At 55.6% G+C, this 12,653-nt stretch carries 11 protein-coding genes, 1 tRNA gene and 1 pseudogene; 2 read left to right on the top strand and 11 right to left on the bottom strand.

The genetic code is table 11. The features are described from left to right. Nucleotides 1-30: 30 nt before the first annotated feature. Nucleotides 31-801, bottom strand: coding sequence for an NYN domain-containing protein (locus AB7M33_RS07575; protein ID WP_454242653.1), 771 nt, complete (start codon nt 799-801; stop codon nt 31-33). A 188-nt stretch (nt 802-989) separates the two neighbouring features. On the opposite strand from AB7M33_RS07575, the gene AB7M33_RS07570 reads away from it, so the two are divergent. Beyond that, the gene (locus tag AB7M33_RS07570) at nt 990-1,847 is read left to right on the top strand and encodes a hypothetical protein (protein WP_454242652.1); all 858 of its coding nucleotides are present in this window, start codon (nt 990-992) and stop codon (nt 1,845-1,847) included. A 189-nt stretch (nt 1,848-2,036) separates the two neighbouring features. On the opposite strand, the gene AB7M33_RS07565 is transcribed toward AB7M33_RS07570, so the two are convergent. The 5 genes and pseudogenes from AB7M33_RS07565 to AB7M33_RS07545 form a co-directional block, all read right to left on the bottom strand. Further along, nucleotides 2,037-2,609: a hypothetical protein gene (locus tag AB7M33_RS07565; protein ID WP_454242651.1), complete on the bottom strand. Its 573-nt coding sequence runs from the start codon at nt 2,607-2,609 to the stop codon at nt 2,037-2,039. Nucleotides 2,610-2,614: 5 nt separating this feature from the next. Then, on the bottom strand, nt 2,615-3,607 hold the full coding sequence (locus AB7M33_RS07560) for a hypothetical protein (protein ID WP_454242650.1): 993 nt from the start codon (nt 3,605-3,607) through the stop codon (nt 2,615-2,617). A 1,641-nt stretch (nt 3,608-5,248) separates the two neighbouring features. Further along, nucleotides 5,249-5,987: pseudogene (locus AB7M33_RS07555) on the bottom strand (tyrosine-type recombinase/integrase); the annotation flags it as partial. A gap of 632 nt (nt 5,988-6,619) precedes the next feature. Beyond that, nucleotides 6,620-6,695: transfer RNA gene (locus AB7M33_RS07550), tRNA-Thr, on the bottom strand. Between the two features lie 98 nt (nt 6,696-6,793). Then, nucleotides 6,794-7,042, bottom strand: coding sequence for a hypothetical protein (locus AB7M33_RS07545; RefSeq protein WP_238212836.1), 249 nt, complete (start codon nt 7,040-7,042; stop codon nt 6,794-6,796). Nucleotides 7,043-7,501: 459 nt separating this feature from the next. Here AB7M33_RS07545 and AB7M33_RS07540 point away from each other — a divergent pair, with 459 nt between their 5' ends. After that, nucleotides 7,502-7,795: a DUF3077 domain-containing protein gene (locus AB7M33_RS07540; protein WP_186682943.1), complete on the top strand. Its 294-nt coding sequence runs from the start codon at nt 7,502-7,504 to the stop codon at nt 7,793-7,795. A gap of 236 nt (nt 7,796-8,031) precedes the next feature. Here the strand turns inward: AB7M33_RS07540 and AB7M33_RS07535 are convergent, their stop codons facing one another. The 5 genes from AB7M33_RS07535 to AB7M33_RS07515 form a co-directional block, all read right to left on the bottom strand. Further along, nucleotides 8,032-9,243 carry a methyltransferase gene (locus AB7M33_RS07535; protein ID WP_454242649.1) on the bottom strand — a complete coding sequence of 404 codons (1,212 nt, stop codon included), beginning with the start codon at nt 9,241-9,243 and terminating at the stop codon, nt 8,032-8,034. A 122-nt stretch (nt 9,244-9,365) separates the two neighbouring features. Next, entirely contained in the window at nt 9,366-10,055 is a 690-nt protein-coding gene (locus AB7M33_RS07530; RefSeq protein WP_027594257.1) for an ABC transporter permease, read from the bottom strand. Next, nucleotides 10,052-10,747 (bottom strand): ABC transporter permease, encoded by a 696-nt coding sequence (locus tag AB7M33_RS07525; RefSeq protein WP_027594258.1) that lies wholly within the window; start codon nt 10,745-10,747, stop codon nt 10,052-10,054. The genes AB7M33_RS07530 and AB7M33_RS07525 overlap by 4 nt, the downstream gene beginning before the upstream one ends. Before the next feature lie 54 nt (nt 10,748-10,801). Beyond that, nucleotides 10,802-11,563: an ABC transporter substrate-binding protein gene (locus AB7M33_RS07520; protein WP_099428098.1), complete on the bottom strand. Its 762-nt coding sequence runs from the start codon at nt 11,561-11,563 to the stop codon at nt 10,802-10,804. 13 nt (nt 11,564-11,576) lie between these two features. Then, nucleotides 11,577-12,350 (bottom strand): ABC transporter ATP-binding protein, encoded by a 774-nt coding sequence (locus AB7M33_RS07515; RefSeq protein ID WP_085273850.1) that lies wholly within the window; start codon nt 12,348-12,350, stop codon nt 11,577-11,579. Nucleotides 12,351-12,653: the final 303 nt, after the last annotated feature.

Raw genomic sequence — 12,653 nt, 5'->3', positions numbered from 1 at the left:
TCAGGGTTTGGCATGAACCGCACTGCTTTACTATGTACTTGCATCGGCTTGGGAATGAATGTCAGCAGTTGGTTTTCGGGGTCTTTTTATGAACATGGCAGTGCCACCGTGGCGCATGTCGATCTCGAAAAGCTCTGAGGTCCGGATAAGGTCCCCCAGCGCCCTGTACCCATAGTTAACCGCTGAGAACGAACTGTTGTTGCGTATGAATTCACCGACCTGGCTGAGATGCGACCATCCTGCATCGTCAGCGGTCTGCTCTGCTGCCGTTCTCAGCAAACGCACGAGAATCGTATCGCTACGCAGCTCGTTGCGTGTGCGCTTCGTAGATTTTGGCGGTTCGCCCTCGACTGCTTTGTCTGGATCATCGCTGATCAGGTTCTCTGTGTAGATGAACTGAGAGCAAGCGTCAACGAATGGCTTAGGAGTCTTCTTTTCCCCAAACCCGTAAACGGGGAGGCCGCTTTCAAGAAGGCGAAGCACGAGCGGTGTGAAGTCGCTGTCGCTGGTCATGAGTGCGAAAGCATCGACGTTCTTGCTATATAGCAAGTCCATCGCGTCAATGATCATCGCGGAATCAGTAGCGTTTTTGCCCTTCGTGAAAGCGAATTGCTGCAGGGGCCGGATAGCGTAGGGATGGACCTTCTCGACCCATCCTGCAAGGTGTGGTGAGCTCCAGTTTCCGTGAGCGTGTCGGATGTTTACCGTTCCATATTTCGCAAGCTCATCAAGCACACCGCCTATGGCAGCGTGGCTGACGTTGTCGCAGTCTATCAGCAATGCTATCCGTTTCGACTCCACAGCTCATCCCTTACTAGCGCCCCAAGATCCGTCACTATGTCATCAGGCCAGTACTACCATCAAGCGCGCTCACAAGTGGTCAAAACAAGTGTTACCTAAGCAGAGGCGCTGGGATGACGCTCGCCTTTACTCCCGTTGCGGGTGGTGATACTAAGTCAGAATCAAGTTGAAGCTTTGGGGGGAATTCAATGAGTCTGCTAAGTAATGCAATACGGTCAATTCAAATCGGTCTAGAAGACTACCGGGATGATGATAGGCTTGTTTCCAGTACCCGAAATATTTTTGCAGGTATATTGCTGTTATTTAAGCATAAACTTCAAGTCCTTAGTGGTGCTAATTCAAATTCTGTGCTGATTAAGCAAAATGTATTACCTTTTATAGAGGATGGTGTCCTGGTATGGAAAGGCGTAGGTGATAAAACGATTGACGTATCGGGTATAAAATCCCGGTTTAAATCACTAGGTATAGCTGTTGATTGGAATGCTTTTGATCGAGTCAATAAATATAGGAATGAAGTAGAGCACTACTATAGTAGTCTCGGAGATGAGGAGGTTGTTCGCGTATTGGCAGACTGTTTTATAATAATTAGTAAATTCTTCAAGGATTATTTGGATATCGACTCAAGAGAGGCGCTTGGGGACGAGTCTTGGCAGATACTTCTTCATGCATATGAAGTGTATGAGTACGAGGCGAAACTGAGCGAAAAGCTGATAAGTTCTTTAACATTTCACCATGAAGTAATAAAGAACATAGTTTTGAGTTTTGAGTGTCCGGCTTGTAGTTCTGGACTGATAAGGCCTACATGCCCAAATGGTGATGCTGATCAATCTGAGTATTTCTGTGTTGAGTGCAAGTCCGGTTATAGTTATGACGAAATATGTGATGGCGGGGCGCTAGACCTCTATCTAGATGAGTTTTGGAGCAATAAATATAATGATGCATCAGGACCTTTGTCGAACTGTGACTTGTGTCATCAAGGCTTAATTATCAAAGAGTACAATGTGTGTACTGCTTGTGGGGTGGTAGGCGAGAGAAAAACTAAATGATTTATTAATCGTGATAGTGAGTAGTTGAGTTTTCAACTGGTTAGGTTTGCTGGTGGTTTAACAGAGAAAGTACTTGATAGGCGCGCGCTCTATAATAGGGCGCGAAAAATTTCCAGCTATGTGGATGGCGGTTTGAATTTTTATTTGCATTGCGTGTGGTTTGGTTTCGGTCGAGAAGTATTAATAAAGTCAAGCGTCTGGTTCGTGAAGTTTGAATCCGAGGTAGTACAACCCCCAGAATGTAGCGGCCAGCATCTGCATTAGCAGTGTGTAATATGTAAGCGCCATGAAGGCGGAGATAGCCTTTCCGACCAACTCACTCGAGATATCCATCAACCCAAATGAAGCGCCATTAGTCATTAAAAAAACTGAAATTAAAACTAAGGCTATGCTTTCACAAGTCAAAAATGAGAAGAGCATCGCTAAAAAGCGCCGACGAGTTAGCTTAATCAGTATGTTTTCACCACGTGTACTAAGTCTGACTGTTGGAGTCGGCTCAGGCAGGATGTTATCGATATCGTTTCGACCGAATGTTGCGATTGCAGCCAATGCTGCTATATAAAATCCAGGAAGGCACGATAAAAATCCAAGCATTAAACTTACCGGGCCACCGTTTCGATAAACCTCGAAACTCCAATCCGAACCTTTAGAAAAGTATGTGCATGCGATGGCGATGGCTACGGGGAACAACCAGTCAATCTTCCATTTTTGCGGATGCCTAATCGCTAAATACGATAAAGGTTGAAGCATTTGTCTTAACATGTAAATTACCCCAGGCTTTTAATCACTTCCTTGACTATAGCATGATTTACTTGTTCGATGCTTGCTGAGCGGACGCTATTGGAGGATGAAATGTAATACCTTTTTAAATAGCGACCGTCGGTTGCTAGGTGGCCCGTATCCACTGACAGTAACGCACTATTCGGCGAGCCTGATCCATCCTTGAAGCTTACTCTCATTTGATCCATGCCGTCAGTTTTAGCATTCTTCATTACATCTTGTATTGTTTTGATTGCATCACCGATCAAGTCTCGTTCAAGCTCTAATTTTATCACTCGATTTTTTTCTTTTACAAAGCCTGCATCATCCCACCGACCGCCAACACTTCTATAGCTGATAAGTTCAATTCCACCAAGTCGCCCATTTTCCAGATCTTTCTTAAAAGTATCCGATACGTGGCCTTGTAATTCTACGTCGTGAACAAGATGAACCATATTGCTTTCACCTTTCTTGTTACATGAGCCATCGATATTTTTTATCTTGAATAACGCTGGCTTTTGTTTTTTGCAGTGCCTAATGATATGTGACAAATAATTAGTGATTGCACTACTTCCTAATCCTGAACCGTAAGCAGCCTCAATAGCACAGAAATAGTAATCTTGCCCTTTTACCGGGTTAAGGCTCAGTATCAAGTGTGCCGAATATTCAGCACCCTGTCCGGGGAGCTTTACATTGACTTTACGCTCCTTGGACTCTGGGTTACTGTAAACGGAGTCTGGGGCGCTGGGGTCACATCTATTAATCAAAATTACCCAGTAGCCGTCAACAATGTCGGTGTGTGCGATATAATATTTATCCGCTTTGTCACTTTGCCCTTTACTGAGGAAGTTATCCCCGCTTTTTGTCAGTGCTTCTACTAATTCCTTTATTTCGTTCATTGTTTTTGGTTTCGAAGGGAAGTCAGCCGTATTACCTTCTGCGCGTGATCGTCCTCGAGCACTCAATTTCACATCAAAAAAAGTAGCAACACGTTTTGACATAGTTGTCTCTAATTCGTAAGTGTATGTTGTCAGTATGTAGAGCTACGTATGCCTCACTCTGAGGGACAGCTTCCTGTTTCTACACACTCCACGATAGATCGCTTATGGCAATATACTGGCAGCAACCCGGCGAGACGGCAATAGCTTGGGCGTGAGAGTTATAAAAATATGAACTGTATTGCGAGTCCATATCCCAATGTCAGGTAGAGTCTTAAGGCAGGGCTGTCAAATGGATGCTTGCCAGCTTACGGGTTATTCATTCGAGTTGATGATCTGTAAAAGTAAAAACTTCACATCACTCTAAGCATCTGAATAATCGACAGAAAACAGCACTACCGTCAGCCTACAGTCGTCATTTGTTGCCTTTCTGAGCGAACCATTCGCTTTTGCCGAACCAACCCACATTTATCTCTGTTAGGCCTAAGGTTTTCTCCCGTGTTCTGGACCCCAGCCTCGATGGTTATCGCCTGCCCCAAACGGCATTTTGGCGATACGTGCGGCCCAGGCAGCGCTCCTTTCAAGAGCAGTCCCATATCGAATGCTTTACTCACGCCTAGATCCGATCTGAGCGGCGACCAAGTTGATCTGATTGGGCGTCGCAATCGTGCCTGAATAGCCAAGTGCCGAACATGGATTCAACGCCTCTGTCCTGCGTGACTCAATTTTCTGCTTTGGTCGAAATCGCCGCCATCGCGCTCACCCACCAATGCCATGTCGATCACCTCATCGTCCGATCTCCGATCCTCGCCCCCACGTCATCCCGCCAAGAATGCTGAGTGTTATCAGGGATCAAGGCCCCTGCGACCTGTGGGGAATGTCCTCTACGCGGGACTGGCGGCTCCTTACGTCCGGGAGCAAGGGCATCTCATGATCTGGCCTCCTGATCACCATTACCGGTGGGCGGGTGGAGGCTGCATTGGCTGACGAGACAAGTGCCGCGAGATCCTGAGCCAGGTGCAAGCAGCAATGCGATGACCGGGGCATGCCTGACTGTCAGTCAGGTGCAGTCCATTCCTTGGTCTGCGGCACCATCATCTACATGGCTGTTGCTGGTGACATCGGTGTTTGTCACGCCGATTGTCACGAGGGGGAATGCCGCAAAGCCTTGTGCGATCAGGGCTGCAGCAGTGGTAGAAGTGCCCGTCGCTTTCCACAGAAAGAGACGGGCACAGGTTGGCGCAAGATTCGGCCAAGCGGATAGGTTGCTGCAGGGCAGCGAGGTACGGTGTGTCTGGCGCACGAGGGCATAGGAATAAGAGCATCCATCACATGGGTAGTGACCGGGCGAGCTGCTGGATGCGAATCGCCTTCGGGGAGAACCACCGCGGGAGCGGCATGACCTTTAAGGTTCGGGTCACCTGGGTTGCTGTCATCGACAGCGCTTGCAACTCCCGGTCTACGCCTGTGGACAATGTTCGTCAAGCAGCGCGATATCAGAGATTTAGTGCCTGTGGATAAAACTATCCCCCGGTGGACATCAGTGGTTTTCCACAGACGTGCGCTGTGCCATTAGATTTTTCTTAGGATTGGTCTTTTCAAACGGGGCGGCTTTGCAGCCCCGTTTGAAAGGATCCGCGCGGAGGAGCCTCATGCGGTGCTGTGGGTAACTTCACAGCGAGTTTGAAGTGGTGGTGCGGCGGGTTACTCGGTCCTCTTGGCACTGCGAAGGCGCGTGATGTTCTCGCCCGTCTGCTTGGCAAACTCATGCGGCGTCACATGGTCCTCGCGGTTCGCCTCCAAAACCGGCTCCACCAGGTCATGATCATCCGGCGCTCTTCGAGGAACTCGGCCTTGTGGGTATAAGCGGCGCGCACGTTGTTGCGTTCTTTGTGGCTCATCTGCCATTCGATGGCCGTCTCTGACCAAAGTCCGGATTCGACCAGCGCACTGCACGCCATGGCTCGGAACCCGTGGCCGCAGATATCCACCTTGGTGTCGTAGCCCATCGTCCTGAGCGCAGCATTCACTGTGTTCTCGGACATCGGTTTCCACGGCTTGGCGTCCCCCGCGAACACTAAGTCGAACTTGCCGGTGATCGCGTGGATCTGCTCAAGCAAGGCCACTGCCTGCGGCGATAAGGGGACAACGTGGATGTCCCCGGCCATCTTTGTACCCCTTGTGAAAAAGGGCACACCATCTAGCGCCGGGCGGGTATCGGGATTTCCCAGATGCCGAGCTTGAGGTCGAACTCGTTCCAACGGGCGAAGCGCAGTTCACTGGAGCGTACGAACACGTGCAGCGATAGCATCACGGTAAGGCGGGTGAGTGGACGACCTATGTAGCAGTCGATCCGCGCCTGTAGCTCTGGCAACCGTGATAAGGGTAGTGCGGGTTGATGTGTAACCCGTGCTGCTTTGATCGAGCCATCGAGATTCTGAGCCAGGTGCAAGCAGCAATCCGATGACCGGGGCATGCCTGACTGTCAGTCAGGTGCAGTCCATTCCCTGGTCTGCGGCACCATCATCTACATGGCTGTTGCTGGTGACACCGGCGTTTGTCCCGCCGATTATCACGAGGGGGATTGCGGCAAGGCCATATGAGATCAGGGCTGCAGCAGTGTTTGAAGTGCCCGTCTCTTTCCAGGAGAAAGAGGTGGATACGGTTGGCGCAATTCACGTCAACCGGTCTGGGTAGCTGTTCTGGAATGCCAGCAATCTGTTTGATAGACATTACTTCGCTGGGTACGGGTTCTATGCGGGGGCGACCTTTTGGGCGCTGGGGAAATCTCTGGTTGGCGGTGAGAGCGGCGTTTTGGCGGAGGCACTTGGGGCTGCTGTGCGGCCCATCGCAGGCAAGCCAGCTCCTACACGGGGCGTGCAGTTTTCAAGGGGATGGGTGGCCTTTGGATATGGGGGTAGCTCAGCTTACTGAAGCTGGTGCGTATCCAGATCGCTGCAAGGTGGCAATCCCGTGGCGGGCCAATCGGGCTGCCCTGAGGGGCTATGGGGTGTCGCAGCGGACACACAAACAAAAAAGGCCCACCTTTCGGTGAGCCTTTTTTGATACTGCGTATGGTGCCGGCACCAGGAATCGAACCCGGGACCTACTGATTACAAGTCAGTTGCTCTACCATCTGAGCTATACCGGCAATGGGGCGTCATTATAACGATCGTTTGGCGCCTGTAAACCACTTCCTTGCGATTGTTTGCAAATGAGCTAAGTCACCGGCTTAAAAGGAGATTTTTCCTACCAGCCGCGGTGGATCGTGTTGACGTTTGGCTCGGTTTTGCCGGGGTTGAAAAACAGCTTGTCGTTGTCGCAGCCGCGCTTGCGGCAAGGGGTCTCGGCGCGCAGGGGGAGGCCTCGGTCGCCGCCCAGCTGCATGGCGGGGGTGTCCCAGCCCAGATTGCTGGAAGGCTGGCTTGGGGTGCCGCCGGCACACGCGGTCAGGGCCATGGCGAGGGTCAACAGGGCAAGGGGCTTGGCTTGGGTCACGATGAGGGTCCGTTGTTCCATTGTCGGCTCTGGCGCAACGCCAGAAGGTCGCAGGGCTGGCGGTCAGCGTGCGACGTGTCTTTTTAATGATTTGGGGGGCGGATAATACACCCTGGAAGGGGAGGCGGTGCGTGACCTGTAAGGCATTTCTGAACCTGAAACCAAATGCTTCGGGGTTGGCCTGCTTCGGACCTATCCTACGCGGGCTGCCGAAGTATCGCTGTTGTCGGGGAAGTGCCTCACGGATACCGTTTTCGGGTCGTTTCGGCGACCGGGTGTGAGAACCCGATTGAGAAATTGGCGGCACTGTAATGGTGGCCGTGCGCGGGCAGACTTCGGTCTGGCCGAGTCTTTTCGCGTTTTTTCTCCTCGGTTTCTCACCCCGCGTACGGCTGCCACCTTCAATCCGTGAGAAAGATCGGGTGGCAGTTCCTTTTTGAGAAAAAATGGAAGTCCGCCATGATCAAAATCGTCCCCGATCCACCCCAGCCCCACATTGAGATCACCACCGCAGGCCTGGAAACCTTCCTCGAAGTCGGCAACCCACCGGTTAACCTGCTGCGCGTACAACCCGGCATCCCCATCGACGACGCCTACGAGCAGGTGTCGATCCTGCTCGGCTATATCAAGCACCTGCTCAGGGAGGGCGATATGGAAGACGACCACAAGCTGTTGGGCGCAGCCGATTACCTGGCGGCGCTGGCCAAGGCGTTGATGAACGATATCGAGCTGGCCAAGAACAAAAACCGTTGACGCATCGGGCCGCTTTGTGGCCCCTGCAGAAAGCACAACAAAAGTTTATGCACAAGTAGCATTGCCAACTTGCGCGAAAGGCATGCCGAACCCATACGCCGCTGGTCTTTGCGCAAATGCCTGTTTTTGCGGGCCTTGAACTGCCTGCAGGAATAAGCCAAACGCTTGAAATAGCGCTTGGATCCAACCATTCATCAAAAGCTTGTGCACAGACTTATCCACAGGTTGTGCTGCGGCTAACGGTCGCGTTCCGCGAGGATGAGCAAGTTGCGCGGCGTGAGTGGATAGTCGCAGAACAAGCCCAGGCGCACGGCATAGCCTTGTTCTTCCATGAACAGGGCGCGGTCGAGTACCAGCCACAGTTCCAGCGGGCGGCGGAACAGGTTGCGCACCCGTTCGAGGTTGCGCACTTCGGCCAGGCGCTGCCAGCCGGCGGCCTCAAGGGCAGCCCAGTCTGGCGTGCCGCTCAGCGGGAGTTGCTTGAGTGCGGCCAGGTCGCGGCAATACACCTCGAAGGGCTTGTCCAGCCAGGCCACCGGCAGCGAGGGGGTGGGCAGGTAATCATCACACTGGCGCTGTTGGCGTTGCAGCAGGTCGAAGCCCAGGCGACGGGCCATCGAGGTGTCGCGCTGGCGGCGCACGCGGGCGCCGGCGGTGACGGTTTCACTCAGTGGCAGGCCGAGGTCGTCCAGCGAAAGCTGTAGGCTGGAGGCTTGGGCGGCTGTGGATAACGGCTGGTAGTGCTGCGCTTCGATGCGGTTGTAGCAGCAGGGGGCCACCGCGACTTGGCGGCAGCCTTGCTGGCTTGCAAGGCGCAGCAGGCGTACGTGCAGGTCGCCGCAGGCGTGCAGGGCCACCACGGTTTTGTCGCTGTCGAGGTGGCGGGCACTGTCGGCGGCCATTACGTCTTGATGCGCATGGCGCGCGGGTAGGTGGTGGTGGTCACTCAGGGCTTGGCCGGCGGCGACGAGCTCGGCGTCGTATTCCAGGCAGGTCAGTTGCTGGCCGGGCTGCAGCAGGCGGCGGCCAAGGTGGCCTTTGCCGGAGCACCAGTCCAGCCAGTGCTGGGGTTGCTCGTTGAAGGCCAGGCGGCGGGTGAAGGCTTCGATCTGCTGCCACTTGCGGCCGGGTACGCCGACGTCAAGGCGGTGGGCAGCGGGCGGTAGGCCGGCGTCGGGGAGTGTATCCAGGGCGCTAAGGTGGTGGGCTTGCTGGGCCAGTTGTGGAAAGGGCGCGGGCAGGGTGGTTGGGTCGGGCTCGGCGTCGGCATCGGCCAGGGGGGATTGGCGCAGGTGGGCGGCGAGCGCTGGGTGTTGGGCTTCCCATCCCAGGCGTAGGGCGGTGAATGGCCTGGGTTTCCACAGGTGCTGGTGCTCGGTCAGGAACTGGTCGAGGGCCTGGAAGCGGTCGCTTAGCGGGTGGCTGTGGAGGATGGGGGGTGGGGTCATGGTTGTGGTCGGCAGGGTTGGGGCTGCTTTGCAGCCCTTCGCGGGCAAGCCCGCTCCTACAGGTGGGGCGCAAGGTTTGCGCCCTGTGGGAGCGGGCTTGCCCGCGAAGAGGCCAGTAAGGTTTAGCGCCCTTGGCAGGCGTCTACCCGCAACCAGCGCTCCAGCAGTTTGAAGCCTTGCACCAGCACAAACGAGATCAGCAGGTAGAACAACCCGGCGGCAAAGAAGATCTCCACCGGCAGGTAGGTGCGGGCGATGATGGTACGCGCCATGCCGGTCAGTTCCAGCAGGGTGACGGTACTGGCCAGGGCGCTGGCCTTGAGCATCAGGATCACTTCGTTGCTGTAGGCCGGCAGGCCGATCCGGGCGGCGCGCGGCAGCATGATGTAGAACAGCGTCTTGCCCCGCGACATGCCCAACGCCCGTGCTGCTTCGATCTCACCTTTGGGGATCGACTGCAACGCGCCGCGCAGGATCTCGGCGATGTAGGCGGCGGTGTGCAGGGTCATGGTCAGCACGGTGCACCAGAACGGATCGCGCAGGTAAGGCCACAACGAACTGTTGCGCACGGCGTCGAACTGGGCCAGGCCGTAATAGACCAGGAACAGCTGCACCAGCAGCGGGGTACCGCGGAAGAAGAAGATGTAGCTGAACGGCAGGGCGCGCACGTACCAGTGGCGCGACGAGCGGGCGATGCCCAGCGGGATGGCCAGGATCAGCCCGGCAACCACCGCGATGGCCACCAGCTCCAGGGTCAGGGTCGCGCCCTGCGCCAGGCGTGGCAGCCACTTGATGATGACTTCCCAATTCATGATTCAGCCCTCGCAAAGCCGCGAGCGGCGCGTTTTTCCATGAAGTGCATGCCGGTCATGGCGATGACGGTCAAGCCCAGGTAGATGCAGGCCGCGACCATGTAGAAGGTGAACGGCTCTTTGGTCATGGTCACGCCGATCTGCGCGTGGCGCATGATTTCTTCCAGGCCGATGACCGACACCAGCGCGGTGTCTTTCATCAGGATCATGAACAGGTTGCCCAGGCCAGGCAGTGCAATGCGCCACATCTGCGGCAGGATGATCCGCGACAGAATGCGCGCCTTGGACAGGCCCAGTGCCAGGCCGGCTTCGCGGTGGCCCTTGGGGATTGCCAGGATGGCGCCACGGAACACTTCGGTGGCGTAGGCGCCGAAGCACAGGCCGAGGGCGATGACGCCGGCGGCGAAGGCACTGAGCTCAAGGCCGGGCATATTGAGCGCCTCGCCGAGGCTGTTCATCATGCCGACGGTGCCGAAATAAATAAGCAGGACCCAAAGCAGTTCGGGCACGCCGCGAACCAAGGTCGAGTAGAAGCCGCCAAGCCATTGCAGTGGCTTGACCGGGGACGTTTTGGCGAGGGCACCGAGCAGGCCCAGGATCAGCCCCAGCAGCAAGGCGCAGAGCGCCAGTTTTACGGTCATCAAGGTGCCAGCCGCAAGGGCCGGACCGAATCCGTGCAGGTCGATAGTCATGGGTAGGGTCGTTCTAGGGACCAGCACGCCCAAGGGCGTGCCGGTCGGGGCGAATCAATAGATGCTGAACGGGAAGTACTTGTCGTTGATCTTTTTGTAGGTGCCGTCGGCGACAATTTCCTTGAGTGCGGCATTGAGCTTGTTGCGCAGCTCATTGTCGCCTTTGCGTACGGCAATGCCGACCTTGTCGCTGTCGTTCACCGGTTCGCCTTTGAACTCGAAGTTTTTGCCGGCAGCGGACTTCAGCCAGTCGTAGTTGGCGTACTTGTCAGCGAGGATGGCGTCGAGGCGGCCGGAGGTCAGGTCCAGGTAGGCGTTTTCCTGGCCATCGTACAGGTTGACCTTGAACTCGCCGTCCATGCCGCCGTTGTCGTCCAGCCAGGTCGCTGCCTGGGTGGCGCGCTGGGTACCGATGGTCTTGCCTTTGAGCGAGGCGCGGTCGGTTTTGAAATCGACGTTTTTCGGGGCGATAAACTGCTGCTTGTTCGAGTAGTACGGGTCGGTGAAGTCGACGGCCTGCTTGCGCTCATCGGTGATCGACAGCGACGAGATCAGGAAGTCGAACTTCTTGGCGTTCAACGCCGGGATGATGCCGTCCCAGTCAGAGGTGACCACTTCGCATTCGACTTTCATCTTGGCGCACAGTGCGTCGCCGATGTCTTTGTCAAAGCCGACCACTTGGCCGCTGGCATCTTTGTTGTTGAACGGCGGGTAGGCCGCCTCGATGCCCATTTTGAGTTTTTCGGCTGCCATGGCATTTGCCGAGAACACCAGGGTGGCGGCAGCGGCCAGGAGGAATTTCTTATAGGTCTGCATTCGTGTTGCTCCGTTAGCGGTGGCTGGACATGAATTGCTTGCAACGCGCCGAGGTCGGGTTCTCGAAGACCTGCTGCGGCGATCCTTGCTCTTCAACCAGGCCCTGGTGCAGGAAGACGACTTCACTGGACACATGGCGGGCAAAGTTCATCTCGTGCGTGACCAGCAGCATGGTACGGCCTTCTTCGGCCAATGCGCGGATAACGTTTAGCACTTCCTGGACCATTTCCGGATCGAGCGCCGAAGTTGGCTCGTCGAACAGGATGACCTTGGGCTTCATGGCCAGGGTACGGGCAATGGCGGCACGTTGTTGCTGGCCACCGGAAAGTTGCGCGGGGTAGCTGTGGCGCTTGTCGAAAATGCCGACCTTGTTCAGCAAGGCTTCTGCGGCTTCGATGGCTTCGGCCTTGCTTTGGCCGAGCACGCGGCGCGGTGCCTCGATGATGTTGTCGAGGATCGACATGTGCGGCCACAGGTTGAAGTTCTGGAAGACAAAGCCGATCTCGCTGCGCAGGCGGTTGATCTGGCGGTTGTCGGCAGCGACCAGGTCGCCGTTTTTGGCGGCCTTGAGCTTGAGTGATTCACCGGCCACCAGGATTTCGCCCTGGTGCGGGTTTTCGAGCAGGTTGATGCAGCGCAGCAAGGTGGACTTGCCGGAACCGGACGACCCCAGGATGGAGATCACGTCACCGTCGCGTGCGGTCAGCGAAATGCCCTTGAGAATTTCCTGCTCGCCGTAGCGTTTGTGCAGATTGCGGATTTCCAGCGCGGGCGTGGCCTGAGCCATGTGCGGTCCTCATGTGTTCGGGTGCGTTCCCAGCTGTTGGCGGCCTTCCTGGCGTGCGCCAAGCTAGCATAGCGGCATTATGGCGGCCAACAGGGTCGCTAGGGGCTCGGGTCGCTGTCGGGGCAGATTGTCGCATCGCTGCAGTGCAACGTCGCGAGGATGACCGCGAAGGTCTAGCCCAACACCAGAGCCTTGATGAAAAAAGGCGCGATGGTGCCAGCTTTGGCCCTCGCTTGGAAGCGGTTTTGGACCATTCGCGGGTAATCCCCCTCTAGGCCATTGCTGACGCTTGCCAGGCAGGGT

It is taken from the genome of Pseudomonas sp. Y3 TE3536 (assembly GCF_053629175.1).
Note: the sequence above shows the minus strand (reverse complement) of the source record. Positions and strands in the feature narration are given on the sequence as shown.

Excerpts from the sequence above, each read along its gene's own strand:
- AB7M33_RS07560 (WP_454242650.1), bottom strand. The coding sequence starts at position 3,607 with ATGTCAAAACGTGTTGCTACTTTTTTTGATGTGAAATTGAGTGCTCGA.
- AB7M33_RS07570 (WP_454242652.1), top strand. The coding sequence starts at position 990 with ATGAGTCTGCTAAGTAATGCAATACGGTCAATTCAAATCGGTCTAGAA.
- AB7M33_RS07535 (WP_454242649.1), bottom strand. The coding sequence starts at position 9,243 with ATGACCCCACCCCCCATCCTCCACAGCCACCCGCTAAGCGACCGCTTC.
- AB7M33_RS07520 (WP_099428098.1), bottom strand. The coding sequence starts at position 11,563 with ATGCAGACCTATAAGAAATTCCTCCTGGCCGCTGCCGCCACCCTGGTG.
- AB7M33_RS07540 (WP_186682943.1), top strand. The coding sequence starts at position 7,502 with ATGATCAAAATCGTCCCCGATCCACCCCAGCCCCACATTGAGATCACC.
- AB7M33_RS07525 (WP_027594258.1), bottom strand. The coding sequence starts at position 10,747 with ATGACTATCGACCTGCACGGATTCGGTCCGGCCCTTGCGGCTGGCACC.
- AB7M33_RS07515 (WP_085273850.1), bottom strand. The coding sequence starts at position 12,350 with ATGGCTCAGGCCACGCCCGCGCTGGAAATCCGCAATCTGCACAAACGC.
- AB7M33_RS07565 (WP_454242651.1), bottom strand. The coding sequence starts at position 2,609 with ATGTTAAGACAAATGCTTCAACCTTTATCGTATTTAGCGATTAGGCAT.
- AB7M33_RS07530 (WP_027594257.1), bottom strand. The coding sequence starts at position 10,055 with ATGAATTGGGAAGTCATCATCAAGTGGCTGCCACGCCTGGCGCAGGGC.